This is a genomic window from Rhizobium sp. WCS2018Hpa-16 (genome assembly GCF_031843705.1).
Classification (GTDB): Bacteria; Pseudomonadota; Alphaproteobacteria; order Rhizobiales; family Rhizobiaceae; genus Agrobacterium; species Agrobacterium tumefaciens_C.
Genome location: NZ_JAVTIX010000001.1, coordinates 1,076,889 through 1,100,131 on the forward strand (window position 1 = coordinate 1,076,889; position 23,243 = coordinate 1,100,131).

The window sequence follows — 23,243 nt, forward strand, 5'->3', positions numbered from 1 at the left end:
GTGATGGAAGGTGGAGCGCAAAATCGCTTGAGAGCGATCAGCCCTTCATTTTGAGGGGCAACCCAGCGGCAATGAAGTAAACCTCTTTGGCAACGGCTGCGATCTGCTGGTGCAGGCGTCCGGAATGATCCCGAAACTGCCGAGCCATGCGATTATCGGGCACGATGCCGAGCCCCACCTCGTTGGAAACAAAAACGATTTTGGCCTTTGCCTGGCTGGCATGCGCAACCAGAGGCGCAAACGCGTCCTCTACGTTCACGCCCTCCTCCAGCATCAAATTGGTCACCCAAAGCGTCAGGCAATCAACGATGATGGTGTTATCAGGCTGATCCAGCCGCTTGAGCGTGTCGGTCAACGCCAATGGCTCTTCATGCGTCTCCCAGCCATCGCCACGACGATCGCGATGATGAAGGATACGCTCCTTCATTTCGTCATCCCATGCACGGCCGGTAGCAATGTAATGCGCCCGCCCCTCTTGCGAGAGAACCATGTCCTCGGCAAACGCAGACTTGCCCGAGCGAGCACCGCCAAGAACAAGCACACAGCGGGACGCATCAAGCATTCGATAAATCATTCAATGGGATGGAAAACGATCCGGCTGCCTCTGCGACATCAGTCGCAAGCCTCGCAGCGTTTGACGGGAAAAGAGAACGATTCGTAGATATGGAGGCGTTCTCCCGGTCAATCCCGTCACACTCACCCGGTAGTGAAACCCAGCCCGTTTACCCGTCCACACAATGCGGACATGTCAGTAAATGTGCTCGGCTCAAAAGCGCCGGATCGTCATCTAAAAATAGGGATGATCCGTGACATTGTCAAACCAAGAGGATGCACAGCCGGTACGAAAAACCAAATCCGGCGTGCAGCAACACCAATGCCGGTATTTTGTTACCATACAGTTAGCGCCGACACAGAAAGAACGGATGGATGATTTTCCAGCCAGATTGCCATGCGGTCAAATCCCCTCAATATAGCGCGGGAGATTCGGACCAAGAGCCAAAGGTAGACAGCAATCATGACGACCATTGATTACGTAGCATTGATCGTTTTTTTGGTGCTGTGGATATCCTACACATACATCACCACGGCAAAAACACCATTTTCACGCACAAGCCTCAATCAGGCGATGGGAGAACGTCGCCGTCAGTGGATTTACAATTCCCTGACCCGCGACCTGAAAATGATCGATACGCAAATCATGGCGGGCTTGCAGAACGGCACCGCGTTCTTCGCCTCCACCTCCATCTTTGCCATTGGCGGATGTTTCGCGCTGCTCGGCGCGACGGATCAGGTCGAGTCTGTCTTTAGAGACCTGCCCTTCGTTCACTATGCTGGCCGCACGGCTTTTGAACTCAAGGTGATGGGGCTGACCTGTCTCTTCGGTTATGCATTCTTCAAATTCGGATGGTCGTACCGCCTGTTCAACTACTGCACCATTCTCTTTGGCGGCATGCCAATGATGCATCAGACCAATGAGAACCGACAGGCAGCGGAACACGCCGCCGAAAAAGTTATTCGCATGAACATCATCGCTGCGAAAAACTTTAATGAGGGCCTCCGAACCATCTTCTTTTCCATCGGCTATCTCGGCTGGTTCATCAGCCCCTACGTTTTCATGGCAACGACGGTCATCATCATGGTGGCACTGTTGCGCCGGCAGTTCTTCTCGGAAGCGCGCCTTGCTATCATGGATGACCCGAAAGCGCCATGAAATCGCCGCACTTCACAGGCGAAGCGCTGAGATTCAATTGTTACCGTTGCGAAGGACGGATGTATGAGTGAAGTTCCGGCAACGGCTGATATTACACGATCAAAGGGCCGCATTGGCGCACTGGACACATTGCGCGGCATCGCCCTCATTGCCATGGCAAGCTACCACTTCACCTGGGATCTGGAGATGTTCGGATATCTGGATCCGGGCACCGCAACGCAGGGCTGGTGGCGGCTTTATGCGCGTGGAATAGCCAGCACATTTCTGTTTCTAGCCGGTTTCAGCCTTTACCTCGCGCATCGGCGCGGCGTGCACTGGCCATCCTACGGCAAACGTTTTGCCATGGTAGCTGGAGCTGCACTCCTGATCTCTGTCGCGACCTATTTTGCGGTGCCGGACGGCTGGATTTTCTTTGGCATTCTCCACAATATCGCGACTGCCAGCCTGCTTGGCCTGCTGTTCCTGCGGCTTCCCTTTTTCGTGACGCTGGTTTTCGCAGCACTTGCCCTTATAGCACCGCGCTACCTGAGCTCAGACGCTTTCAATCCCATCTGGTTGTCATGGATCGGATTGTCGACCGCGCCTCCCCGCTCGAACGACTACGTGCCGCTGCTGCCTTTTCTGGCACCATTTCTTCTGGGGCTGGCGATCTCCCAATTCGTAACGCCCCGCAGTTGGCTTGATCGTTTCAGGAAGCCCAGTGGGCAAAAGAATATTCTGGCTCTGTTCGGGCGACACAGCCTTCTTTTCTACCTAGTCCATCAGCCTGTCCTGATCGCCATCGTTTATCTGGCGTCGCTGGTAGCCCCAGTCGATCAGGTCGAAAACTACAAGACGAGCTGCGAGATGAGCTGCCTGAAGCAGCAGGATAATGCGGAACTTTGCCAGCGCTTCTGCGGCTGCACACTGGAAAAACTCCAGGCAGAAAGCCTGTTTGAGCCTATGATGGCAAACAAACTAGCCGAAGCGCAGCAGTCTCAAATAGGCGAAATCGCCGCGCAGTGTTCACGCGAGATGTAGTGGGTATCGATCAGGTACCAACGCCGATTTCGGCAAGCCGAGTCAGGCATGCTTCTTCGACATTATCCAGTTCCAGAAGCGTTTCCTCGATGTCCTTGCGCTTCTGGCGAAGGTCGGCACGCTTTTCGTCAACCTTCTTCATCAAAAGCTCAAGCTGCCCGGACTCGCCAGGTGGCTCTTTGTAGACCTGAATGATTTCCCGGATTTCGGCGATGGTGAAGCCAATACGTCTGCCGCGCAGTATTTCCTGAATGAGCCTGCGATCTGCCATGCGAAACAGCCGAGTACGCCCACGACGCTCAGGATGAATAAGGCCCTCATCCTCATAAAAACGAAGGGTGCGGGTGGAGACCCCGAATTCACGCGTCAGTTCCGTAATGCTATAATACTTGTTCAAAGCTTCATCCGATTCTGGAGCACAGGACCGAAAATGAAAGACAGTTTTCAGAGTATCCGGCGCTCAAACAACAAGATAGAATGACGAAGCACATCGGGCCCCATAACTCTCCTTCATTTCAGACACTATGATTGACCTTCACGTAAAAGTCAATTTTGAGGCATCAGCCAGAAATGCCGAACCACCATGTGGCAAGGCCGAGGAAGGAGAAGAAACCGACAATGTCGGTGACCGCTGTCACGAAAACCGCAGAGGAAACGGCTGGGTCTGCTCCGAATTTATCCAGCAGCAACGGAATGATGATGCCGGCAAGGGCAGCAGCGAACATGTTGATCAGCATTGCCGTGGCAATAATGCCGCCAAGATTGACGTCATTGAACCATAGACCGGCGATGACACCGATGGCACAGCCAAACAGTGCGCCATTCAAAAGGCCAACGCCTGCTTCACGCCTGATAATGCGAGATGCGTTGTGAATATCGAGGTTTTTGGTTGCCAGCGCCCGCACTGACACGGTCATCGTCTGTGATCCGGCATTGCCGCCCATGCCCGCAACGATTGGCATGAGGATAGCCAGCGCCACGATCTGTTCGATTGTCGCATCAAAAAGACCGATGACGGATGCGGCCATGAATGCCGTGATGAGGTTGACGGCCAGCCACGGCACGCGCGAGCGCGATGTAACCGCAATCGAGTCGGAAAGCTCTTCGTCACCCACGCCGCCAAGGCGCAGCAAGTCTTCCTCTGCCTCTTCCTGCATCACGTCGACGACGTCATCAATGGTGAGAACGCCCACCAGACGGCCATTATCATCAACAACAGCCGCCGAGAGAAGGTCGTATTGCTCGAAGAGTTGGGCTGCCTCTTCCTGATCCATCTCGGCTGCAATCGGATGGTTCGTCTCATGCATGATGGTTTCGATCTTCACCTGCCGCTTGGAGCGCAGCAGCCGGTCGAGATCGAGCGCGCCAACCAGCTTGAAGGTGGGATCAACGACAAAGATTTGCGAGAAGGATTCGGGAAGCTCCTCTTCCTCGCGCATATAGTCGATGGTCTGGCCGACAGTCCAGAAAGGTGGCACAGCCACAAATTCCGTCTGCATGCGGCGACCAGCCGAGCTTTCCGGATAATCGAGCGCGCGAAGCAACCGCACCCGCTCGGTAAACGGCATCTGCGCAAGAATGTCCTCGCGATCTTCGCGGTCCATGTCTTCGAGAATGTAGACGGCGTCATCCGAATCCATCTCGCCGATACCGGCGGCAATCTGGTCATTCGGCATCTGCTCGACGATGTCGAGACGAATCGCCTCATCCACCTCGGTCAGCGCAGTCATGTCGAAATCGGAGCCCAGCAGGCGCACCATGGCGTGGCGCTGCTCTGGCAGAATGGATTCCAAGAGGTCGCCGAGTTCCGATTCGTGCAGGCGAGCGACGTTCTGCCTCAGGAAAAGCACATCGCGATCACCAATGGCGGCACCCACCATCGCCAGAAAATCGGAGCGTATTGAGCCGTCTTCCGCGTAGATGTCGGCCATGATGTCCGGCCGCTTGGCGTCTTCCGGCACGGAATGATGGTCGTCCGCTTGCGTCAAATTACGCCCCTTTATCCGGTACACTGCCTGCTTCGCCAAAGTGCAGGAGAATGGCTTTTAAAAGCGCAATGTCAACAACAGGATAGGAGAAAAGCCACGCGCTTGCCACGGCTAATCGCGCAGATAACGGATCGCGGGAGATTAATGATTGCGAAACAGTCTCACCGAATTGATCGAGCAATTTCAAGACTTGCTCAGTTACGAGTTGACATGTGTCATTTATCCGGGAATCTGGAACAAAACGCTGCAATAACAACCGTACCTGCTGGCACAGGCAACGGGCAGCGAACAAGAATTAGATCAGAAAGAGACCTTATAATGGGCAAGATGGATTTCATCGGCAAGGCTTCCAGCGCGGCTGGCGGCTGGGGCGCACTCAAGAGCGTGGGCAAGCGCCTTCTGGAATCGGGCGCTCCGATTTCCGGCGCACGAACGCTGCTCAAAGCAAACCAGCCTGATGGTTTCGATTGTCCCGGTTGCGCATGGGGAGATCCGGCCCATGGTTCATCTTTCGAGTTCTGTGAAAACGGCGTGAAAGCCGTTGCCTGGGAAGCCACGGAAGCGCGTGTACCGCCAGACTTCTTTGCCAACCACACGGTATCTGCCCTTCGCAAATGGTCGGATTACGATCTGGAAAAGCAAGGTCGCCTAACAAATCCACTGCGCTACGACCGGGCGACTGACACATATATGCCGGTCAGCTGGGACGCCGCTTTTGCCGAAATCGGCAAGGTCCTCAACAGTCTGGATAACCCTGACCGCGCCGAGTTCTACACATCCGGCCGCGCCTCCAACGAGGCTGCCTTCCTCTACCAGCTGATGGTCCGTCTTTACGGTACCAACAATTTCCCGGATTGCTCCAACATGTGCCACGAAGCCAGCGGCGTTGGCCTCAAGGCCTCCGTGGGCGTGGGCAAAGGCACCGTTCTTCTGGAGGATTTCGAGAAGGCGGACGCAATTTTCGTGATCGGCCAAAACCCCGGCACCAACCACCCGCGCATGCTGGGTGATTTGCGCCGTGCGGCCATTCGTGGCGCACGCATTGCCGTATTCAACCCTATCCGTGAGAAGGGTCTGGAGCGGTTTACTGATCCGCAAGACAAGCTGGAAATGATCACCGGCGGCAACACCAAGATTGCGACAAACTACTACCAGCCCCGCCAGGGTGGCGACATGGCCGCAGTGCGCGGCATGAGCAAGGCCGTTTTCGCAGCGGATGATGCCGCCCGCGCCGCTGGAAAGCCTGCAGTCATTGACTATGATTTCCTGAATGAGCACGCTGTCGAGTTCGAAGCTTACCGCGCCGCTGTAGACGCAACATCATGGGAAGCCATCATTGACCAGTCCGGCCTGACGCGCGAGCAGATCGAGGAAGCGGCCGGCATTTACATGGCGTCGAATGCCGTCATTGCCACATGGGCAATGGGCATCACCCAGCACAAACACTCCGTCATCATCATCAGAGAAATCACCAACTTCATGCTGCTGCGCGGCAATATTGGCCGCCCCGGTGCTGGTCTCTGTCCCGTCCGCGGCCACTCCAACGTTCAGGGTGACCGCACGGTCGGCATCGATGAGAAGGCGCCACCTGCCCTACTCGACGCGCTCGAAAAAGAGCTTGGCGTGCCGATGCCGCGTAACCGTGGCCACAACACGGTAGAAGCCATTTCGGCAATGCTCGATGGCAAGGCGCAAGCATTCATCGCCCTTGGCGGCAACTTCCTGCGCGCAACACCAGACAGCCCGCTGATTATCAAGGCTTTCGAAAAGCAGAAGCTGACGGTCAACATCGCCACCAAGCTCAATCACTCGCATCTCGTTCCCGGCGAAACGTCCTTCATTCTGCCCTGCCTCGGCCGCACAGAAATCGACCGGAACTCTGAGGGCAAGCCCCAGATCGTGACCGTGGAAGACTCCATGAGCATGGTGCACGGCTCGGGCGGAATCAACGAACCCGCATCGCCAGAGCTGCGCTCGGAAATCGCCATCGTGGCTGGCATTGCCCAGGCGACGCTTGGCAATGAGCGCGTGAACTGGAACGCACTTGCAGACGATTACGATCTCATTCGTGACATGATCGAACGTGTCATTGTCGGCTTCCATGATTTCAACGAGCGCGTCCGCGTGCCGCGTGGTTTCCATCTGCGCAATGCAGCGGCAGAGCGCGAGTGGAACACGCCTGCCAAGAAGGCAACGTTCTTCACCGGCCCGCTGCCGGAAAAGACCGAGCATCAGGAAGCTCTCACCAAGCAAGGCGTTTTCGTGCTGCAGACATTCCGCAGCCACGACCAGTACAACACCACCATCTACGGCATGGATGACCGTTACCGCGGCGTTTATGGCGAGCGTCAGGTCATCTTCATGAACCCGAAGGACATGGAAGCACTTGGCGCCCATGCCAAGCAGCGCGTGGACGTGATCGGTGAATATGGTGATGGAGTAGAGCGCATGGCCGAAAACTTCCGCCTGGTGCCCTACAACATTCCAGAAGGCAGCATCGGCGGATATTATCCTGAGCTGAACGTGCTGGTGCCGCTTCACAGCTATGGCGAAGGCAGCTTCACGCCAACGTCGAAGTCGGTTCTCGTATCCGTGCGCCTGCGCGCAAGCGCAGAGGCCGCCGCCTGATGAGTGAGGATCAATCCGCGGCGCGCTTCATGGCCGTTGTGGAGGAAATCAGCCTTAAGGCCCCTGTTGCGCTTGACGCGACCGGGGCCGCATTGATTGCAGCCGTCCATTTCGGTGTCGGCACGGACAGCCGCAGCCTTTCCAACAAGCTCGGCATTGAGCACGCGCTTGTTTTGCGTGAAATCAATATTCTCTCGGGTCGATTTCTGATTATCGGCAAGCGTGATGCGCGGACGCAGCGGACATGGGTGGAACTGACAAGCGAGGCCAGCGAACTTGCAAGTTCCGCCTCGAATGTGGCACTGCAAGAACCGCTTTAAGTCTCATGGAATGAATGGAATATAGACATGGCAATCCGTTCCATCGTGCCCTATCCACATGTGGTGCTTTCATCCCACTGTGAACCGGTCACAGACTTTGGCCCCGGGCTTGCGGAGCTTGAAAAGGATTTGCTGGACACGATGCGCGCCGCGCCCGGCGTCGGAATTACGGCCGCTCATATCGGCGTCCTCAAACGCATCTTCGTGCTGGAACTCACACCCGGCGCGGTGCGCACCTATGTCAACGCTGAAATCACCGAACTGTCCGGTGAGACGATGCGGCACATGGAAGGCAGCGTTTCCATGCCGGGCTTTACCGAGGAGGTCGAGCGGCCTTCATCGGTGAAGTTGCGGTATCAGGACGTGTCAGGCGCGTGGCACGATGAGCAGGCGGACGGTTTCCACGCGATCTGCATTCAGCATGAAATCGATCAGCTGAACGGCATGTTCTGGCTGAAGCGCCTGTCGAAACTCAAGCGGGATCGCCTTATCCGCAAATGGGAAAAAGCGCAGCGCTGATTATTCCACCGCAAGCGTAAAGCGTGCGTCGCCCCGCAGCGTATTGCTGACGGTGCATATCTCTTCCGCTCTGTGCGCTATGGCGATTTTGGTATCCTCATCGAAATCGCCACGGATGATCAACCGCACATCAAAGCTTGTGATCCGCGAAGGCTCCTCCTCGGATTTCTCGCCCGTAACTTGCGCCTGCACACCCTCAAAACGATTGAGAAGGCCCATCTCGCTGGCGGCAATGCGTGCGCTGAGAACCATGCAGGCCGCAAGCGATGCGTAGAGCAAATCAAGCGGGTTAAACCCGGGGTCAGACGCGCCCGTCACCATCGCCAATTCGCCGCCAGTCGGCGTTTCGAGATGCGGATGACCATTGCGGCCCAATGTGGCCGATGCACCGGTCTTTCGTTTTCTGATCCTGATCTCGCTCACGGAAACATCCTCACATTCGAATTGTCGAAAATTACATTTTGCACAATGGAACCAAAAGACGCTGCCGTGGTTCTACTCACGGAACGGTGATGAACCGTTACGGATTTATCGAAAATAGGAGCTGGGACACATGGTTACTGGTACACTCGTTAGCATTCTGATCACATTTCTGGTCATCGTACTTATTCTTTGGCTGATCAACCGCCTGCCCGTTGGCGGCAGCGCGAAGCAGATCGCTCAGGTTATCGTCATCATCATCGGTATTATTTCGCTGCTGAAGTATCTCGCAGTATTTTAAGCGATAAGACTTTTATGTCTGAGAGCCCGACCAGGTGTCATGCCCTGGTCGGGTTTTTTTGTGCGATTTCAGCTTTCACGCGGGAAAATATCTGACATAAGCGAATTCGTCACCGACAGGTGACCAGTTGGGTGAATTCATCGTCCCCTGCCCGCCAAACAGATCAAATAGCGTTTCCGCATTGCCGCCATCCATATCCATCAATCGCAGACGCACGTTCAGGTCACGCGGATGGTCGAAAACATCGGCGTCGTAAGAGACGAAGACGATCTTGTCACCCACGGGTGACGGATGCGGAAACCAGTCTCCAAACTCGCTGTCGGTGATACGCTCAACCTCGCCGCCGCCAACCGGCACGCGCCAAATTTGCATCCGGCCCGTGCGGCTAGAGTTGAAATAGATCCATCGACCATCCGCCGAATAGTCAGGCCCATCATTGCGACCTTCGCCGTGGGTCAAGCGCGTCTCTTCGCCGCTTTCGATATCCATGGAATAGATATCGAATATCTGATCGCGGATGCCACAATAGGCAAAGCTTTTGCTATCAGGTGCCCAGCCGTGCCAGTACGACGGCAGATTGTGCGTCATCAGCTTAGGCGTTCCGCCTGCTGACGGCAGTAGATATATCGCGCTTTTGCCGAATTCGACCTTATCGGAAATGGCGATCAACGAGCCATCCGGCGAAATGCCGTGGTCATTGTTGCACTGCGTCGCAAAACCGGTGTCGAGAACAAGCGGCACCACATCACCAGTCAGAGACAGCCGATACATCAGCCCCTCACTGTTGAGCAGCAAATACTGCCCATCCGGCGACCAGTTGGGCGCTTCGAACAGTTCCGGCGTCTGCCAGACCACCCGGTTTTGCCGGGTGCGGATGTTGAAGATTTCAACGGAACTGCGAAGCTTTTCGATCACATCATCTGTCCCGGAAGCGGTTGGTGATGGGGTAGCGGCGATCACGACCGAAGTTCTTCTTGGTGATCTTCACGCCCGGCGCAGACTGCCTGCGTTTGTATTCGGCAAGATACAGCAGATGTTCGATGCGATGGACCGTCGCAAGATCATGTCCGCGCGCGACAATATCGTCCACAGACATTTCCAGTTCCACCAGGCATTCCAGAATATCGTCCAGCACCGGATAGGGCGGCAGGGAGTCCTGATCGGTCTGGTTGGGGCGCAACTCGGCAGAGGGTGCCTTCGAAATGATGTTGGCGGGAATGACCTCGCCCGAAGGTCCAAGCGCCGTTGGCGGCACGTGGCTGTTTCTCCACGCCGAAATCGCATAGACCTGCATCTTGTAAAGGTCTTTGATCGGGTTGAAGCCGCCGTTCATGTCACCATAGAGCGTGGCATATCCAACCGACATCTCCGATTTATTGCCTGTCGTGACAACCATCGAGCCAAATTTGTTGGAGACCGCCATGAGAATGGTGCCTCGGGTGCGGCTTTGCAGGTTTTCTTCTGTAATGCCCTCTTCCGTTCCTTCGAAAAGCTCAGCCAAAGACGACAGGAAGCCATCCACCGGATGGGCAATCGGAACGATATCATAGCGGCAGCCAAGAGCCTTGGCGCAATCGGCGGCGTCCTTCAGGCTGTCTTCAGATGTGTAGCGATAGGGAAGCATGATGCAACGCACCCGCTCCTCGCCAAGCGCATCGACAGCGATCGCGGCGCATATGGCGGAATCGATGCCGCCGGAAAGGCCCAGAACGACGCTTTTGAAGCCATTCTTGTTAACGTAATCGCGGAAGCCCAGCATGCAGGCCCGGTAGTCCGCCTCCTCGCCCTCTGGTATTTGTGAAAACGGACCTTCGCTGCAACGCCAGCCGTTTTCGGTGCGCTTCCAATCCGTGACGGCAAGTGTCGTCTCAAACTGGCTCATCTGGAAAGCCAGCGTCTTGTCCGCATTGAAGGCAAAGCTTGCGCCATCAAATACAAGCTCATCCTGCCCACCCACCTGGTTGGCGAAGACGAGCGGCAGACCGCTCTCAATGACCTGGCGCAAAGCCACCTGATGGCGCACATCGACCTTGCCGCGATAGTAGGGTGAGCCGTTGGGAACCAGCAGAATTTCCGCACCGCTTTCAGCCAGCGTCTCGCAGATGCCAAGATCGTTCCAGATTTCCTCGCAGATCGGAATACCGATGCGTACACCTCTGAAATTATAGGGGCCGGAAATCGAGCCTTCCGAGAACACGCGCTTCTCGTCGAACTCGCCGTAATTCGGCAAATCGACCTTGTCTCGCAGCGCAATAATCTTGCCGCCATCAATCAGCGCCACCGAGTTATGGCGCCCCGCCTCGCCCTGACGGGGAAAGCCGATGATGATACCCGGGCCGCCATCGGCGGTGTCTGCCGCCAGATCTTCCACGGCCTTGAGGCACGATTTCAAAAAGGCAGGTTTCAACACCAGATCTTCCGGCGGGTACCCGGAGATGAACAACTCGCTGAGCAGCAGCAGGTCTGCACCCTGCGACGCCGCATCGGCGCGGGCCTGACGCGCCAGAGCAAGATTGCCCACGACATCGCCGACGGTTGGGTTGAACTGCCCGACGGCAATCCGCAAAATACTAGGATCAATCTGTGCTTGGCTCATGTCACTTATCTAGCGCGCTGATGCCTGCGGTGCAACGCAGGCCATTAAGGTCTCTCACAAAAAACAGAACCACTGACGTTGGGACCGCCTTCACTCACTCCACACATGAGCAGATGTAGATGTTTACCGCGAATTCATTTGAATTCCACACGCACAGCCGCTTATTTCGATAGAACGGTGGACGCCAGGTTTCGAATTGTCCCCGGCTGGCTGGAGACCAACAATGTCTGCAATTCCTGAATATATCGCCTCACATTTCACGCGCTCATCCAGAAACATCGGAGAGGCAGAAAAGCGCATTTTGAAAATTGCGCATGAGAAAAAACTCATTTCCACCGATACCAATGCCGCGTTCTCAAAGGGTTCGTCTTTTGGAGAACGCTTGGCGGATGAAATTGCCCGCGTTGGCGGGTCATGGGCCTTCATCATCAGCTTCATGGTTTTTCTTATGGCATGGGTTATCATCAACACCATCGTCCTAACGTCGCATGCCTTCGACCCCTACCCCTTTATCTTCCTCAACCTCATTCTCTCCATGCTCGCAGCCATCCAGGCACCCATCATCATGATGTCTCAGAACAGGCAGGCGACACGCGACCGATTCGACGCGGAGAAGGATTATGAGGTCAATCTGAAGGCAGAACTGGAAGTCCTCTCCCTTCACGAGAAAATCGACAACCGTGTTCTGGCAGAACTGGCGGCATTGAGAAGCGATATCGCCCGCCTTCACAGCCGCGAGACCGGCGAAGAAACAAACTAGACGAGTACGGCTGAGCAAAAGCGACATAACGCAAATCTTTTTGCGTCATTCCGGTCGATAGTTACGAATCCGTCAGATTTTTACGCTACTGATTGACGTGGGCATTTGTTGCATTGCACTCTTGGTGCGGCGACGCGGGAATCAGTTCCGTTTCAGGATAGCATCACGCTTTCCCGAGCAGCGACGCCTCCGCGCTGGAACAGTTCAGTCCGGCCTTCAAAATTCTTTTCCGAGGTTTTCTCCATGAACCAATATGATCTTGTTGTTGTCGGTAGCGGACCCGCTGGTAGGCGTGCAGCCATCCAGGCCGCCAAACTCGATAAAACGGTCCTGGTCATCGAAAAAGGTCGACGCGTTGGTGGCGTATCGGTCCACACCGGCACAATTCCCTCAAAGACGATGCGCGAAACGGCGCTCAACCTCTCTGGCTGGCGCGAACGTGGCTTCTATGGTCGCTCATACCGCGTGAAGCAGGAAATCAGCGCCGATGACCTGCGCCGCCGCCTGCTAATTACGCTTGATCATGAAGTCGACGTTCTGGAGCACCAGTTCGCGCGAAACCGCGTCACGCATATTCGCGGCAAGGCCGCCTTCGTTACGTCTGACACCATGGAAATCACCAAGGATGATGGTGAGATCGTGATGATTAAAGGCAAAGCCATTTTGCTTGCCGTCGGAACCCGTCCTTTCCGCCCGGATTACATGCCGTTTGACGGCAAGACGGTGATCGACAGCGATGAACTGCTGGAGATCCAGAAACTGCCGCGCTCCATGGTCGTCATTGGTGCCGGCGTTATCGGCATAGAATATGCAACGATTTTCAGCGCGCTGGACACGGCTGTCACCGTGATCGATCCAAAGCCGACCATGCTGGACTTCATCGACAAGGAAATCATCGAGGACTTTACCTACCAACTTCGTGACCGCAACATGAAGCTCCTTCTTGGCCAGAAGGCTGAAAAAGTCGAGCATACGCCCGAAGGCAAGGTCATGCTGACATTGGACAACGGCCGCACGCTGACCACGGAAATGGTTCTGTTTGCCGCTGGCCGCATGGGGGCAACCGAGTCACTGAACCTTGCAGCTGCTGGCCTTTCCGCAGACGATCGTGGCCGCCTGTCGGTCAACCCTGAAACCTTCGAGACATCGGTTCCCGGTATCTTCGCGGCCGGTGATGTCATCGGCTTTCCAAGCCTCGCCTCCACCTCCATGGAGCAAGGTCGAATCGCTGCGCGTGTGGCTGTCGGCGCCATCGGCATGGAGCCGCAGAAATATTTCCCTTACGGCATCTACGCTGTCCCGGAAATTTCGACTTGCGGCCTGACCGAAGAGGAAATGAAAGAACGCGGCATTCCATACGAGTGTGGTATTGCCCGCTTCCGTGAGACCTCGCGTGGGCACATCATGGGGCTAGACACCGGCCTGCTGAAGCTCATCTTCTCGCAGAAGACACGTCGCCTTCTGGGTGTTCACATCGTTGGCGAAGGTGCGACAGAGCTGGTTCATATCGGACAGGCCGTTTTGAACCTCAAGGGTACCGTCGAATATTTCGTCGAAAACACCTTCAACTACCCAACGCTTGCCGAAGCCTACAAAATTGCCGGCCTCGACGCCTGGAACCGCATGGGTGACATCAAGAAAAAAGAGAACGTCTGACCTCTAGAGCAATTCCATCAAAAGTGGGAACCGGTTTTGCGTCCGGAATTGCGTAAAAACAAAGAGCTAGAGTATTTCGGTGAACCGGTGTTCACCGGAAATGCTCTAGGCTCAGCGCCCCTACCATTTGATGTTGTAGCGGGCGCTGACCGAAGGACTAAAACCGTCCCGCTGGCTCTGGGCGAAGTTGCCAGAGACGGAGAGGTTCTCACCGAGTTTCTGCTCCAGCCCCACATTTGACGTGAAGTCTTCAAACGAATCGTGGCTCGCCCCGGTCAGCACAAATGCCGTACCGGTCGCTGACCGCGTCAGCCGCAGCGACTGAGAAACATCAAGCCCGCTCCACTGCTGCGCCGTTCCATCATAACGGACCGTTACATTCCTATTGGATTCGAAATCCAGATCCGGCGTAGCAATACGTTTTTGCGAAGATGTCATTGACCACGCGCTGGAGCCGGTCAGCGCGTTGACCAGCACGCCAATATCGCCAGCCACCTTAGCACCCGGCACGTTGGAGGACAAAATCGTAACCGTGCCCCACAGCTTCACCGGCGTATCCACCAGCGCACCGCTCTCTGAGCCATTCACACCCATTTCAAGACCGCCCCGAATAGGAGTCTGCGTTGGGAGTTTCGCACCAATCCGGGCGGAGTAAGAGGTATCGGAGTTCTTTGCCGGAGCCCAGATCAGCCCGCGCTCCTGCGCAAGAGCAGATCCGCATTGGCAAAGAACAGCAAGGGCGGCAATCAGGGCTTTGTGTCCCGTTTTCAAAAACATGTCTCTTCCTCAAGCTTTGGGAAGGTGCGCCACCATGTGCAGGCGACGCTCCTTATTCGGCTATCGACGACAGAACCGTGAGGAACTGCCGTTATGAATTGTAGAATCAACACGCCGCAGGGCGCGTTATGTCACCGGGCGCAGAGCCGCATCGAGTGGCGCCAGACGGAGAGTTGGAACTGAGGGCGAAGCCGGGCCGCGCATTTTGCGCAACGGATTTGCTGAAGCGCGAGGAACTGCAAATCGATGCCCTAACCTGCCAGATGAACGCCAGATGAACAAGGGCGACCGGGGCAGAAACCGGATTGTGCAGTGCAATGTGATTGGATTGTTACAGTGGTTAACGAACAGGTTAACGCCTGAATCTGGTAGAAAAATAATCCGCCGAACGAAAAAGGCCGCAGCAATTGCCGCGGCCTTTCCATAAATCCTGATGACGGAGAAGCTTACTCAGCGTCGCCTTCGGCAGCCTTCTTCTTAGCAGGTGCCTTCTTCTTCGGAGCGGCTTCTTCGCCTTCGGAAGCGTCGGCCTTAGCAGCTGCCTTCTTCTTGGAAGAAGACTTCTTCTCAGCCTTGTCGCCTTCTTCAGCGTCGTCAGCCAGCAGCTCTTCCTTCGTTACGGTCTTGTCAGTTACCGAGATTTCCTCAAGCAACTTGTCGATGACCTTTTCTTCGAAGATAGGAGCGCGCAGCGAAGCGGAAGCGCCTGGCGTGTTGCGGAAGAAATCAAGGATTTCCTTCTGCTGGCCTGGGAACTGCTGAAGCTGTGCAAAAAGCGCACGCTGCATTTCTTCTTCGGTGACTTCTACGCCAGCCTTCTCGCCGATTTCGGAGAGAACGAGACCAAGGCGAACGCGCCGCTCAGCAAGCTTGCGATACTCTTCGCGGGCTTCTTCTTCAGTCGTGTCTTCATCAGCAAAGGTCTTGCCGGACTGAGCAAGATCGGTGTTGATCTGGCGCCAGATGTTGTCGAACTCGGCATCAACCAGACCGGCAGGCGTTTCAAACTTGTAGACTTCGTCCAGCTGATCAAGAATCTGACGCTTCACCTTCTGGCGAGTCACGTTCGTGTACTGGCTTTCGATCTGGCCGCGCACGATTTCCTTGAGCTTCTCAACCGACTCGAGGCCGAGCTTTGTTGCCAGTTCGTCGTTGATCTCGACGTCCGCAGCAGCAGCTACGTCCTTAACGGTGATGTCGAACACAGCTTCCTTGCCTGCAAGGTTTGCAGCAGGATATTCGGTTGGGAACGTAACCGTGATGGACTTCTCTTCGCCAGCTTCAACGCCAACCAGCTGGTCTTCAAAGCCAGGGATAAAGCGGTTGGAACCGATAACGAGTTCTGCATCTTCAGCAGCGCCGCCATCGAATGCAACGCCATCGACCTTACCGAGGTAGTTCATCGTCACGCGATCACCTTCGGCGGCCTTGCCAGCCTTGGTTTCGTAAGTGCGAGCGCTTTCGGCGATCTTGAGGATCTGCTCGTTGACTTCGTCTTCGGTCACTTCAACGACTTCGCGCGTAACCTTGATGCCGTCGTTCGACTTCAGTTCGATAGCCGGAATGACTTCATAAACCAGGTTGAATTCGAAATCGGCTTCGGCTGCGAGAATCTTGTCAGCTTCGTCCTGATCTTCAGTCATGGAGATGGAAGGCTGCGTTGCAGACTTTTCGCCACGGCCAGAAATGATTTCAGACGGCTTGTCGCGAACCAATTCGTTGACGAGGTCAGCCATGATGGACTTGCCATACATCTTCTTGAGATGTGCGAGTGGCACCTTGCCTGGACGGAAACCGTTGATGCGAACCTTGTCCTTGGCGTCAACCAGGCGCTCGTCAAGGCGAGACTTCATATCTGCGGCCGGAATAACGACCTTGATTTCGCGCTTCAGCCCTTCAGCCAGCGTTTCGATAACCTGCATTTTCATACCTTCACATCATGGCGGCGGTGCTCAGACAGCCGTTGGTTTACGTTCGAGCACAGCGCCGGAACCTAAATTCACCGGCCGTAACTATATAAACTACATGCACAAGCATTTTGCCGAGCAAAAACTGCGCTTGAGCCAAAGAGGCGGCGATACAAGTGTATCACGCATGCCTCTCGGCGATTCATGTGGTGCGGGTAGAGGGACTCGAACCCCCACAACTCTCGTCGCCAGAACCTAAATCTGGTGCGTCTACCAATTCCGCCATACCCGCGCTCTTGAATCCTGCATAAACAACATCCGGCACAAATGCCTTCCGGAGCGCGCGTCTCTATATCACCCGTTTTCTGGAGCGCAAAGGAAAAATGACGGTTTTACGTCGCTATTTGCTGAACCGGATGATCCAAGCGGAGGAAATTGGGGCAAACACCCCTCGCCTCATCGCCATCATCTTCATTGCCAGCCATCGAGACCGGAGCGCGATCAACCAGCCGGGCCCCAACGTAATGGCGGATTGCAAAGCCGAAAAACACATCTTTTCCGCGACTAAACAGCTCGAACGCACAAAATGTGCCGCCAAATTATGCATTTACGAAGACTTAACCACTCGATTTCAGGCATGCAATGCACCCAGCGCATAGGTGGCATACTTCATTGTCTGTTTTTGTTTTTATTAAACCGATTATATTCGGCGTCAGGAAATGAGTTGAACGCCGATCCCAAGCGGCGCAGATAACCAAAGGAAACGATCATGAACATCACTCGCTCGCTGAACAACTGGCGCAAGTATCGTCAGACTGTAACTGAACTTGGCCGCATGAGCGACCGCGAACTGAACGACCTGGGCATTGGCCGCAGCGACATCCGCCGCGTAGCACGCACAGCAGTCGGCATCTAAATATAGACTGCTTGTGAGTGGCGTTAGCCACGACACATCAAGCTTTGAAAAAAGGTCTCGAGCTTCGGCTCCGGGGCCTTTTTCTTTGTCTGCAGCATTCCCAAACCTGAGCCATAAACGCTGGTCAAATTGAGCGCCTAAAAAACATGCGCAACCGCCACAAAGGTGCAAAAATAGCCGACACATTGCACAAACGCATGGCAGTCGCCTAAAAACTGCACTCCACTTCCTCGATCTCCTTATGTATATACACATCAACAGCAGCAAACGCCCACACGTGCATCGCTGCAGACCCATTCGAGATAAACCGAACACAGATTGAGGAAACGACCATGAACCCTATTCGCATCGCAAAAAACTGGATGAGCTACCGCCGCACAATGAATGAACTCGGCAGCCTCTCCAACCAGGCCCTGAGCGACATTGGCCTGACACGTTACGACATCCGCAACGTTGCTTCCCGTTCGTTCCGCTAATCAGCGTACAGAGTCATTTCTTCGACCGTCCTCCCAAGAACGCAGAAATGACTGAGCGACAGGTAATCAAAAACGGCGCCATTGGCGCCGTTTTTGATTCTACCATCCCCACGGGTAGCAACGCGCTCCAACCAAGCCATCCCCTCCCCACTACATAAGAGAATCAGCCCCTCGCTTGACAATTCAATTCTAATATGAGAACATAAAGTGAACATATGGAGTTGCAGCAATGACCGCAGCAGACAAGACCATTGAAAATGCCATGTCCATAGTCGCCCAGTCACGCAGCTTGCGTGAAAGAGCGCTGGAACGCAGACGTGAACTGCAACGGCGCACGGAAGTGATGACCATCAAGCCGCTTTACATTCTCAAGAAAAATGGCGGCAGACAGCTTTCGCTTCGGTTGGACAGCTGACCCAAGGCCCAAGGCTTCCGCATCTGTGCAGCTACTCGTTTCATGGCAGAAAAAATCCCGATTCGGAGTTTCCTCCGCACGGGATCACTAGAACAGCACTATATCATGGTCGTTACTGCATGCGCTGGAGGGCCGCCTGCGGCGATGCGGTTGCGGTCTCTGTGAGACCCGGCAAACGATCTGTCTTCCTCAGTATTTTAATTGGCTTCTCAGCTGGGTCTGTCGGTGTGGCGATGCTGGCGGTCTTGAATTCCCGATCAACGGGGAAAGATACGTCAACATTTTTTGTCAGCAAACTATCGGCCATTGCTGCGGAGGCTGAAAAACCGATCGTGGCTACAATGATGAGAATAGGCTTCATGTCATTCTCCATTCTTTGTGGGTTACGGCTCGAATTGAATGCGTGTGCGCTCCGTGAATTTCCTCTGGAAAAGAGGAAATGCTCAGGCTTTACTGGGCTCATATTTGCTTTTCAGAGAGCGTCGGAAGATCATCGCAACATAAGTCCCTCGCAGAGGAATTATGATCGGTTTATACACGGACGCTGAGGCGCTGTTGGCAGCCTGCAATATGCGGCGAGTTCCGGAACTGTTTTGAGACATCATGCCTGCTCTCCTTCGCGAAATAGAACGGAAGGCGCGGGCTTTAGTTCCTGCTGCAGCTAAGTAAAGGTTAACAAATCATACAACAAATGCAGAATATCCACTCACGAATCCGTGATTGAATTCTAATGAAAACTAGTATTTGGGCAAAAATTCTAGATATCGAGTGTTCCAGCTGCAATACGTACGGCATGTCCGCCGATTCTGGCACGGGAAATCTCGTTTTCCTTCACATCCATCACAAGATGGATATGAGACGGGCGTCCCATTTCAACACCCTGCTCAATCAGCATCGGGTAGTGCCCATCTGCCAATCTGTCAAAATGGTGGATCGCTCCTGAGAGTGCTGCAACTGCGGAGCCGGTAGCCGGATCCTCTGGAATGCCCATATCAGGCGAGAACATGCGGGCATGAAACTTTGCCGCATGGTTCACGCCACCGCGACAATAGAGATAGGCAGAGGTCAGCCTGCCCTCGACCAGAGGCGCGTTTTTGATCCACAGCCCGGCATCAAAATCCACCTCTTCCATCGCAGCGAGATTATGCACGGGTATGGTCAGGAATGGCACTCCGGCCGTCCAAATGGAAGACACGTGATTCTCGAAGCCCAGCTGGGATTCGGCAAGACCAATTGCGTCGGCAAGCTCCGCGCTGTTCACCGGCAGTTGCACACGCGAGGACTTACGCGGCAGATCGAATTCAGCAAAACTGGCCTCTCCCTCACGAATGCGGATAGCGCAGCGGACTGGCCCGACCTTCTCGTCCAGCACTGTCACCATATCTGCGTCACCACCACCGTGGTTTTTCTCCGCAATGGCGATGGCCGCACCCACAGTCGGGTGGCCGGCAAATGGTAATTCTGATGATGGTGTGAATATACGCAGGGATGCAGCATGGGCGGGGTTGGCGGATGTCGTGATGAAAACCGTTTCAGACAGGTTCATCTCGCGCGCAATGGCCTGCATGGTCACATCGTCAAGTGCATCCGCACCAAACATGACGGCAAGAGGGTTCCCGGCCAGCTTTTGGCGCGTGAAGACATCGTAGATACTATAACTTATAGCCACATCCCACTCCCTTGGCCGCTCTCGTTCATCCGCAAACTGCCTGACCTCACAAGCCTCTGCAACCCTGTTTGTGCACTCGTTGAGAAGAAGCTCATGAATGCACGGCCTGCTTTAAAGAGCTTGTCCTGACAGCAGGTCTTCATGTACCAAAGGCCATCAACAGGGGTGACGGAATGTCGCGTTCAACTGAGAGTCTGTGTTTCGTAGCCTCGACCACCGACAATGCGCAAGCTGCGCGCGATGAGCTTGTGGAGCATTACGGCAATACGCCGTTTGAAGAGGCCGATGTCATCGTCGCGCTTGGCGGTGATGGTTTCATGCTGCAGGTGCTGAATGAAACCATGAATTCCGGCAAGCGCGTCTATGGAATGAATCGCGGCTCTGTTGGTTTTTTGATGAATGATTACCGAATCGAAGGGCTTCGCAGACGCATCGCGGTTGCCACGGGCAACGATTTCCATCCACTTCGCATGACGACAATAGATACCAACGGCGATGAATTCTCCGCACTCGCAATGAATGAAGTCAGTCTGTTCCGCCAGTCGCATCAGGCCGCAAAACTGCGCGTTGATGTGGATGGCAAGACGCGTTTGGAAGAGCTGATTTGCGATGGAATGATGGTTGCCACCCCCGCAGGCTCCACTGCCTACAACTTCTCAGCCCACGGGCCGATATTGCCGCTCGAATCACCGCTTCTCGCATTGACGCCGGTCAGTGCCTTTCGTCCCCGTCGTTGGCGTGGCGCTCTGCTGCCCAACAAGGTCACTGTGGATGTGCACGTGATTGAGGGCGATAAGCGCCCGGTCAACGCCGTTGCCGACCACACCGAAGTCAAATCGGTGCAAAGCGTGCGGATTGCGCAATCCGAAGACAGGACCGCAAAAATTCTGTCCGATCCAGACCGGTCCTGGTCAGACAGGGTGCTGGCTGAACAGTTTACGAATTGAGAATCATGATGATGATGAAAACCCTTCTCACCACCAGCTTGCTCCTTGTCAGCATCTGCACTGCCAATGCACAGTCTCAGAACGCCGAGATTGCCTCCCTGCCCGTCTCTACCATTTTCGTGGCGAGCAGCGGCCTTTGGGAACAGGAGACCGCCCCCGCTGCGAACGCAGACAAGAAGGGCGAACCGACGCGGGGCTACTACAAGGTTGTCGCCATGCGCCAGCCAGACGGCACGGCGAAAATCTATCTTCAGCAGATCGCCTATACGGCGGGTGGGCCAAGTCTGGTCGAGACCGTGGAACTTGAAGAATTCACGCAGATGAAAGCTTACGTAACCGACATCCGCCCTGAAAGCTCAACCGGCGCGCCCGCTGTTCCCGGACTTTTCGTAACCGTGCACCTCAAGACAAAGCCTGACCAGAAAGATGCGGATGCATGGACGGTTCTGATCGATGAACTAGGTGACATGAAAATCGAAAAAGCATCCAACTGACTGCGACCTTAGAGGCCCAAGTGCTCGGGTCCGCTCAGGACTTCCCGGAAATGGTGCTTCCAAAGGCGAGTACCCAATGCACCGCTGCGGTCGAGACTGGAACCGACCGTCAGCCAGGGCAGCAATGTCGGACGTAACCCGGCGTCGAAAAACGAAAATCCAGCGGCCAGCACGCAGGTGTCGGCCTGAATTCCACAAACGAGAACGCGGTCCACTTCTAGCGATAGCAGGTAATCGACAGCCTCTTTCGGCGGCGCGTAACCGTATTTTATGAAGACGCGATCTGCGGCAATCAGGCTCTCGTCCGAGGGTGCCGGTTTCCAGCCCAACTGGCTTTCAAAGGGTGTGATGCTCTCATCGTGCCTTTCGACACTGGCAACGCTCGGCATGAGTTTCGCAAGCTTCTTGATCTTGTCCACCAGCTCCACTGGCGGGTTAAAGCTTGGCTGGATATCAACGATATAAAGAACCTGCTTCATCTCACACCTCTCAAAACACGAACGCCTCCCGCGATATCAATCGCAGGAGGCGCATTTTCAGTAAGGCTTTTGACGTCCGATCAATCGATGTCAGCAACCTCAACATCAGCACCGCCGCTGATGCGGTGTGCCAGCGCAGCTTCCATGAACTCGTTCAATTCGCCGTCCAGCACGTTGCCAGGTGCAGTGCTTTCGACGCCCGTGCGCAGGTCCTTGACCAACTGATAAGGCTGCAACACGTAAGAGCGGATCTGGTGGCCCCAGCCAATATCGGTCTTGGATGCAGCCTGCGCGTTGGCAGCCGCTTCCCGCTTCATCAACTCCGCCTCATAGAGGCGCGACCGCAGCATTTCCCACGCCTTGGCGCGGTTCTTATGCTGAGAACGTTCCTGCTGGCACGCAACAGCAATACCGGTCGGAATATGCGTAATACGCACAGCCGAGTCTGTCGTGTTGACGTGCTGTCCGCCAGCGCCTGACGAACGATAGGTATCGATGCGGCAATCGCTTTCATTGATATCGATCTGGATCGAATCATCAACCACCGGATAGACCCAGATGGACGAGAAGGATGTATGGCGTCGCGCATTGCTGTCGTAAGGCGAGATACGAACAAGGCGGTGAACGCCCGACTCGGTCTTCATCCAGCCGAAAGCATTGTGGCCTTTGACGAGGATCGTTGCGGATTTGATGCCCGCTTCTTCGCCATCGTGAATTTCGAGAATTTCGACCTTGAAGCCCTGACGTTCGGCCCAACGGGTGTACATGCGCAAAAGCATGTTGGCCCAGTCCTGGCTTTCGGTGCCACCAGCGCCTGAATGCACTTCGACATAAGTATCGTTGCTATCGGCTTCACCAGATAGCATCGCTTCCACCTGACGGCGGTTGGCTTCGCTTCTCAGCGCCTTCAAACCGTCTTCAGCTTCCTTGACGATATCGGCATCGCCTTCAGCCTCGCCCATTTCGATCAACTCAATATTGTCGTTGACCTGCTGTTCAAGCAGTTTCACGCCATTGATCGATTCATCGAGTTGCTGGCGCTCGCGCATCAGCTTTTGCGCCTCTGCGGCGTCGTTCCAGAGGTTTGGGTCCTCTGCCTTATTGTTCAACCAGTCCAGTCGTCTTATCGCCTGGTCCCAGTCAAAGATGCCTCCTCAGCAGGCTTATGGCCTGCTTGATTTCGTCGACGATGTTCACGATCTCATTGCGCATTTCGCAGATACTTCGCTTTCATGGAATTTGGA

27 protein-coding genes and 1 tRNA gene are annotated in these 23,243 nt (G+C 55.0%); 14 read left to right on the forward strand and 14 right to left on the reverse strand.

Going from position 1 to position 23,243, the window contains the following annotated elements; genetic code table 11:
• Positions 1–37: 37 nt before the first annotated feature.
• Complete coding sequence (gene cobU / locus RQI55_RS05430) at positions 38–562, reverse strand: bifunctional adenosylcobinamide kinase/adenosylcobinamide-phosphate guanylyltransferase (RefSeq protein WP_311272081.1); 525 nt, start codon at positions 560–562, stop codon at positions 38–40.
• 453 nt (positions 563–1,015) lie between these two features.
• Between cobU and RQI55_RS05435 the strand changes: the two genes are divergently transcribed.
• The gene (locus RQI55_RS05435) at positions 1,016–1,711 is read left to right on the forward strand and encodes a DUF599 domain-containing protein (protein ID WP_243256089.1); all 696 of its coding nucleotides are present in this window, start codon (positions 1,016–1,018) and stop codon (positions 1,709–1,711) included.
• Positions 1,712–1,774: 63 nt separating this feature from the next.
• The gene (locus RQI55_RS05440; RefSeq protein WP_311272080.1) at positions 1,775–2,731 is read left to right on the forward strand and encodes a DUF1624 domain-containing protein; all 957 of its coding nucleotides are present in this window, start codon (positions 1,775–1,777) and stop codon (positions 2,729–2,731) included.
• A 10-nt stretch (positions 2,732–2,741) separates the two neighbouring features.
• Here the strand turns inward: RQI55_RS05440 and RQI55_RS05445 are convergent, their stop codons facing one another.
• The 3 genes from RQI55_RS05445 to RQI55_RS05455 all read right to left on the reverse strand — a co-directional run bounded on the left by RQI55_RS05445 (position 2,742) and on the right by RQI55_RS05455 (position 4,906).
• Positions 2,742–3,128, reverse strand: a complete 387-nt coding sequence (locus RQI55_RS05445) for a MerR family DNA-binding transcriptional regulator (RefSeq protein WP_042619552.1) — start codon at positions 3,126–3,128, stop codon at positions 2,742–2,744.
• A 163-nt stretch (positions 3,129–3,291) separates the two neighbouring features.
• On the reverse strand, positions 3,292–4,662 hold the full coding sequence (gene mgtE, locus RQI55_RS05450) for a magnesium transporter (RefSeq protein WP_155398998.1): 1,371 nt from the start codon (positions 4,660–4,662) through the stop codon (positions 3,292–3,294).
• A 58-nt stretch (positions 4,663–4,720) separates the two neighbouring features.
• Positions 4,721–4,906, reverse strand: coding sequence for a hypothetical protein (locus tag RQI55_RS05455; RefSeq protein WP_192066400.1), 186 nt, complete (start codon positions 4,904–4,906; stop codon positions 4,721–4,723).
• Positions 4,907–5,037: 131 nt separating this feature from the next.
• Between RQI55_RS05455 and RQI55_RS05460 the strand changes: the two genes are divergently transcribed.
• From RQI55_RS05460 to RQI55_RS05470, 3 genes are read left to right on the forward strand one after another with little or no spacing between them, the layout of a single operon-like run.
• On the forward strand, positions 5,038–7,347 hold the full coding sequence (locus RQI55_RS05460) for an FdhF/YdeP family oxidoreductase (RefSeq protein ID WP_243256091.1): 2,310 nt from the start codon (positions 5,038–5,040) through the stop codon (positions 7,345–7,347).
• Positions 7,347–7,667, forward strand: a complete 321-nt coding sequence (locus RQI55_RS05465) for a hypothetical protein (protein ID WP_243256092.1) — start codon at positions 7,347–7,349, stop codon at positions 7,665–7,667. The genes RQI55_RS05460 and RQI55_RS05465 overlap by 1 nt, the downstream gene beginning before the upstream one ends.
• Before the next feature lie 27 nt (positions 7,668–7,694).
• A complete protein-coding gene (locus tag RQI55_RS05470) occupies positions 7,695–8,186 on the forward strand; it encodes a peptide deformylase (RefSeq protein WP_243256093.1) in 492 nt (163 codons plus the stop codon).
• Here RQI55_RS05470 and RQI55_RS05475 read toward each other — a convergent pair whose 3' ends face one another.
• Entirely contained in the window at positions 8,187–8,609 is a 423-nt protein-coding gene (locus RQI55_RS05475) for an OsmC family protein (RefSeq protein WP_243256094.1), read from the reverse strand.
• A gap of 130 nt (positions 8,610–8,739) precedes the next feature.
• Here RQI55_RS05475 and RQI55_RS05480 point away from each other — a divergent pair, with 130 nt between their 5' ends.
• Positions 8,740–8,907, forward strand: coding sequence for a Thivi_2564 family membrane protein (locus tag RQI55_RS05480; RefSeq protein WP_042619558.1), 168 nt, complete (start codon positions 8,740–8,742; stop codon positions 8,905–8,907).
• Positions 8,908–8,982: 75 nt separating this feature from the next.
• On the opposite strand, the gene RQI55_RS05485 is transcribed toward RQI55_RS05480, so the two are convergent.
• Both RQI55_RS05485 and RQI55_RS05490 read right to left on the reverse strand, forming a co-directional pair.
• Complete coding sequence (locus RQI55_RS05485) at positions 8,983–9,819, reverse strand: TolB family protein (RefSeq protein ID WP_243256962.1); 837 nt, start codon at positions 9,817–9,819, stop codon at positions 8,983–8,985.
• A 4-nt stretch (positions 9,820–9,823) separates the two neighbouring features.
• Complete coding sequence (locus tag RQI55_RS05490) at positions 9,824–11,503, reverse strand: NAD+ synthase (RefSeq protein WP_243256095.1); 1,680 nt, start codon at positions 11,501–11,503, stop codon at positions 9,824–9,826.
• Positions 11,504–11,726: 223 nt separating this feature from the next.
• Here RQI55_RS05490 and RQI55_RS05495 point away from each other — a divergent pair, with 223 nt between their 5' ends.
• Complete coding sequence (locus RQI55_RS05495) at positions 11,727–12,263, forward strand: DUF1003 domain-containing protein (protein WP_042619560.1); 537 nt, start codon at positions 11,727–11,729, stop codon at positions 12,261–12,263.
• A 243-nt stretch (positions 12,264–12,506) separates the two neighbouring features.
• Positions 12,507–13,919: a Si-specific NAD(P)(+) transhydrogenase gene (sthA, locus tag RQI55_RS05500; protein WP_192066645.1), complete on the forward strand. Its 1,413-nt coding sequence runs from the start codon at positions 12,507–12,509 to the stop codon at positions 13,917–13,919.
• Positions 13,920–14,039: 120 nt separating this feature from the next.
• On the opposite strand, the gene RQI55_RS05505 is transcribed toward sthA, so the two are convergent.
• From RQI55_RS05505 to RQI55_RS05515, 3 genes are all read right to left on the reverse strand, one after another.
• On the reverse strand, positions 14,040–14,696 hold the full coding sequence (locus RQI55_RS05505) for a hypothetical protein (protein ID WP_243256096.1): 657 nt from the start codon (positions 14,694–14,696) through the stop codon (positions 14,040–14,042).
• Positions 14,697–15,142: 446 nt separating this feature from the next.
• Positions 15,143–16,618 (reverse strand): trigger factor, encoded by a 1,476-nt coding sequence (gene tig / locus RQI55_RS05510; RefSeq protein ID WP_192066647.1) that lies wholly within the window; start codon positions 16,616–16,618, stop codon positions 15,143–15,145.
• Positions 16,619–16,810: 192 nt separating this feature from the next.
• Positions 16,811–16,895: transfer RNA gene (locus RQI55_RS05515), tRNA-Leu, on the reverse strand.
• Between the two features lie 91 nt (positions 16,896–16,986).
• Between RQI55_RS05515 and RQI55_RS05520 the strand changes: the two genes are divergently transcribed.
• From RQI55_RS05520 to RQI55_RS05535, 4 genes are all read left to right on the forward strand, one after another.
• The gene (locus tag RQI55_RS05520) at positions 16,987–17,262 is read left to right on the forward strand and encodes a hypothetical protein (RefSeq protein WP_243256097.1); all 276 of its coding nucleotides are present in this window, start codon (positions 16,987–16,989) and stop codon (positions 17,260–17,262) included.
• A gap of 110 nt (positions 17,263–17,372) precedes the next feature.
• A complete protein-coding gene (locus RQI55_RS05525; protein ID WP_082249962.1) occupies positions 17,373–17,519 on the forward strand; it encodes a DUF1127 domain-containing protein in 147 nt (48 codons plus the stop codon).
• A 332-nt stretch (positions 17,520–17,851) separates the two neighbouring features.
• Entirely contained in the window at positions 17,852–17,995 is a 144-nt protein-coding gene (locus RQI55_RS05530; protein WP_042619564.1) for a DUF1127 domain-containing protein, read from the forward strand.
• A 229-nt stretch (positions 17,996–18,224) separates the two neighbouring features.
• The gene (locus tag RQI55_RS05535) at positions 18,225–18,410 is read left to right on the forward strand and encodes a hypothetical protein (RefSeq protein ID WP_192066413.1); all 186 of its coding nucleotides are present in this window, start codon (positions 18,225–18,227) and stop codon (positions 18,408–18,410) included.
• 112 nt (positions 18,411–18,522) lie between these two features.
• Here the strand turns inward: RQI55_RS05535 and RQI55_RS05540 are convergent, their stop codons facing one another.
• Together RQI55_RS05540 and RQI55_RS05545 are read right to left on the reverse strand one after the other, a co-directional pair.
• Positions 18,523–18,771: a hypothetical protein gene (locus RQI55_RS05540; RefSeq protein ID WP_042619567.1), complete on the reverse strand. Its 249-nt coding sequence runs from the start codon at positions 18,769–18,771 to the stop codon at positions 18,523–18,525.
• Between the two features lie 396 nt (positions 18,772–19,167).
• Complete coding sequence (locus RQI55_RS05545) at positions 19,168–20,079, reverse strand: PhzF family phenazine biosynthesis protein (RefSeq protein ID WP_243256098.1); 912 nt, start codon at positions 20,077–20,079, stop codon at positions 19,168–19,170.
• 173 nt (positions 20,080–20,252) lie between these two features.
• On the opposite strand from RQI55_RS05545, the gene RQI55_RS05550 reads away from it, so the two are divergent.
• Together RQI55_RS05550 and RQI55_RS05555 are read left to right on the forward strand one after the other, a co-directional pair.
• Positions 20,253–21,026 carry an NAD kinase gene (locus RQI55_RS05550; RefSeq protein ID WP_243256099.1) on the forward strand — a complete coding sequence of 258 codons (774 nt, stop codon included), beginning with the start codon at positions 20,253–20,255 and terminating at the stop codon, positions 21,024–21,026.
• 5 nt (positions 21,027–21,031) lie between these two features.
• Positions 21,032–21,520, forward strand: a complete 489-nt coding sequence (locus RQI55_RS05555; RefSeq protein ID WP_243256100.1) for a hypothetical protein — start codon at positions 21,032–21,034, stop codon at positions 21,518–21,520.
• A gap of 8 nt (positions 21,521–21,528) precedes the next feature.
• On the opposite strand, the gene RQI55_RS05560 is transcribed toward RQI55_RS05555, so the two are convergent.
• Positions 21,529–21,999 (reverse strand): cysteine hydrolase family protein, encoded by a 471-nt coding sequence (locus tag RQI55_RS05560; protein ID WP_243256101.1) that lies wholly within the window; start codon positions 21,997–21,999, stop codon positions 21,529–21,531.
• An 80-nt stretch (positions 22,000–22,079) separates the two neighbouring features.
• A protein-coding gene (gene prfB, locus RQI55_RS05565; protein WP_162196044.1) for a peptide chain release factor 2 occupies positions 22,080–23,211 on the reverse strand; the annotation gives its coding sequence in 2 pieces (ribosomal slippage) (positions 22,080–23,141 and positions 23,143–23,211; 1,131 coding nt in all).
• Between the last annotated feature and the right edge of the window lie 32 nt (positions 23,212–23,243).

What these genes read in the sequence shown, in the direction of transcription:
- RQI55_RS05490 (WP_243256095.1), bottom strand. Translation starts at nt 11,503, where the DNA reads ATGAGCCAAGCACAGATTGATCCTAGTATTTTGCGGATTGCCGTCGGG.
- RQI55_RS05520 (WP_243256097.1), top strand. Translation starts at nt 16,987, where the DNA reads ATGACGGTTTTACGTCGCTATTTGCTGAACCGGATGATCCAAGCGGAG.
- RQI55_RS05465 (WP_243256092.1), top strand. Translation starts at nt 7,347, where the DNA reads ATGAGTGAGGATCAATCCGCGGCGCGCTTCATGGCCGTTGTGGAGGAA.
- mgtE (WP_155398998.1), bottom strand. Translation starts at nt 4,662, where the DNA reads ATGGCCGACATCTACGCGGAAGACGGCTCAATACGCTCCGATTTTCTG.
- RQI55_RS05495 (WP_042619560.1), top strand. Translation starts at nt 11,727, where the DNA reads ATGTCTGCAATTCCTGAATATATCGCCTCACATTTCACGCGCTCATCC.
- RQI55_RS05460 (WP_243256091.1), top strand. Translation starts at nt 5,038, where the DNA reads ATGGGCAAGATGGATTTCATCGGCAAGGCTTCCAGCGCGGCTGGCGGC.
- RQI55_RS05525 (WP_082249962.1), top strand. Translation starts at nt 17,373, where the DNA reads ATGAACATCACTCGCTCGCTGAACAACTGGCGCAAGTATCGTCAGACT.
- cobU (WP_311272081.1), bottom strand. Translation starts at nt 562, where the DNA reads ATGCTTGATGCGTCCCGCTGTGTGCTTGTTCTTGGCGGTGCTCGCTCG.
- RQI55_RS05440 (WP_311272080.1), top strand. Translation starts at nt 1,775, where the DNA reads ATGAGTGAAGTTCCGGCAACGGCTGATATTACACGATCAAAGGGCCGC.
- tig (WP_192066647.1), bottom strand. Translation starts at nt 16,618, where the DNA reads ATGCAGGTTATCGAAACGCTGGCTGAAGGGCTGAAGCGCGAAATCAAG.
- RQI55_RS05505 (WP_243256096.1), bottom strand. Translation starts at nt 14,696, where the DNA reads ATGTTTTTGAAAACGGGACACAAAGCCCTGATTGCCGCCCTTGCTGTT.
- RQI55_RS05530 (WP_042619564.1), top strand. Translation starts at nt 17,852, where the DNA reads ATGAACCCTATTCGCATCGCAAAAAACTGGATGAGCTACCGCCGCACA.
- RQI55_RS05555 (WP_243256100.1), top strand. Translation starts at nt 21,032, where the DNA reads ATGATGATGATGAAAACCCTTCTCACCACCAGCTTGCTCCTTGTCAGC.
- RQI55_RS05550 (WP_243256099.1), top strand. Translation starts at nt 20,253, where the DNA reads ATGTCGCGTTCAACTGAGAGTCTGTGTTTCGTAGCCTCGACCACCGAC.
- RQI55_RS05535 (WP_192066413.1), top strand. Translation starts at nt 18,225, where the DNA reads ATGACCGCAGCAGACAAGACCATTGAAAATGCCATGTCCATAGTCGCC.
- RQI55_RS05560 (WP_243256101.1), bottom strand. Translation starts at nt 21,999, where the DNA reads ATGAAGCAGGTTCTTTATATCGTTGATATCCAGCCAAGCTTTAACCCG.
- RQI55_RS05470 (WP_243256093.1), top strand. Translation starts at nt 7,695, where the DNA reads ATGGCAATCCGTTCCATCGTGCCCTATCCACATGTGGTGCTTTCATCC.
- sthA (WP_192066645.1), top strand. Translation starts at nt 12,507, where the DNA reads ATGAACCAATATGATCTTGTTGTTGTCGGTAGCGGACCCGCTGGTAGG.
- RQI55_RS05480 (WP_042619558.1), top strand. Translation starts at nt 8,740, where the DNA reads ATGGTTACTGGTACACTCGTTAGCATTCTGATCACATTTCTGGTCATC.
- RQI55_RS05435 (WP_243256089.1), top strand. Translation starts at nt 1,016, where the DNA reads ATGACGACCATTGATTACGTAGCATTGATCGTTTTTTTGGTGCTGTGG.
- RQI55_RS05540 (WP_042619567.1), bottom strand. Translation starts at nt 18,771, where the DNA reads ATGAAGCCTATTCTCATCATTGTAGCCACGATCGGTTTTTCAGCCTCC.